At 71.5% G+C, this 765-nt stretch carries 1 pseudogene; it reads left to right on the top strand.

Annotation, left to right across the window (positions count from 1 at the left end):
- Nucleotides 1-466: 466 nt before the first annotated feature.
- Nucleotides 467-765, top strand: a pseudogene (locus G6035_RS19645) (endonuclease); the annotation flags it as partial.

The raw sequence follows: 765 nt of genomic DNA, 5'->3' as shown, positions 1-765 counted from the left end.
TCCCGGCCCTGGCGGACCCCTCCCACCCCACCCGCCCCGACAGGCCCGGTGGTGCCGGTGATGCCGGTGGGGGTGCGTATGCGGGGTTGCAGCTCATTGACGTGCTCCCGGACTGGGTCGATCCGCCACGGGCGCCCGCTCTCGGCCCGCAAACCCCAAAACAGGACGCCCTGGACGAAAAACCCGCCAAACGACCGGAAAACATCATCCAGACCGGCACCCTCAGCCCCAACACCGGACCTGCCACCGCAGGGAACCACCCTGCTGATCGTCACCGTCCCGGTACGGAGAACCCCGCCGCAAGGGACCGCCCCGCCGCAGGGGACCGCCCTGTCGCGGCCCTGTCGCTGGCAGTTTGGTGGCTTCGGATGCCGGTTCCGATGGCGGGGTTCCGGTGCCCGGTGGTGGGCCGGTTGCTGGGCCGGTTGCTGGGCCGGTTGCTGGGCGTGCGGGGTTGGCGGGGATCGTGGAAGGCCTGGCCGCCGGTGTGGCCGGCGGGGTGGTCGATGGTGTGTTGGAGGACCCCGTGCAGGACCACCTGGACCAGCTGGATGCGGTGCGGGACGGGGCTGTCGTGGCCGAACCTCCCCTGCCGGCGGCACAGCTCATCGTCACCGTCCCGGTGCTGGGCCCGCCCGGGGTGAGGAATGAACCGGCTGAACTCGCCGGACACGGCCCCATCACCGAAGAAACCGCACGCAAGCTGTTGGCCGGGGCCGGGACGTTCCTGCGCCTCCTGGTGGACCCGGTGACGAACACCCCCGG

Origin of the sequence: Arthrobacter sp. SDTb3-6 (genome assembly GCF_013376095.1) — a bacterium.
Classification (GTDB): Bacteria; Actinomycetota; Actinomycetes; order Actinomycetales; family Micrococcaceae; genus Specibacter.
This window is presented reverse-complemented; position numbering and strand designations above follow the sequence as displayed.